1 protein-coding gene is annotated in these 238 nt (G+C 46.2%); it reads left to right on the top strand.

The features are described from left to right. A partial coding sequence (locus tag AB4653_RS28945; RefSeq protein WP_372106083.1) for a YqgE/AlgH family protein occupies positions 1 to 238 on the top strand: 238 nt, incomplete at both ends.

The following is a 238-nucleotide window of genomic DNA, read 5'->3' as shown; positions in this document are numbered from 1 at the left end:
CTATCTTTGTGAGCACAATGACGAAGGTGCGATGGGTTTGATGATCAACGCTCCTATCGATGTCACTGTCGGCAGCATGCTCAAGCAAGTTGAGGTTGACTCTGAACAGCCGAAATCCAACCAAGCAAGCCTTGATAAGCCAGTACTTAATGGTGGGCCAGTTGCAGAAGATCGTGGGTTTATTTTGCATAAACCCAAAGGCAGTTATCAATCCAGCATCAACATGACGGATCAAATC

The sequence above is a fragment of the Vibrio sp. 10N.222.48.A3 genome, assembly GCF_041475345.1.
Lineage (GTDB): Bacteria > Pseudomonadota > Gammaproteobacteria > Enterobacterales > Vibrionaceae > Vibrio > Vibrio tasmaniensis_A.
The sequence above is the reverse complement of the archived record's forward strand: the minus strand, read 5'-3'. Positions and strand labels throughout refer to the sequence as shown.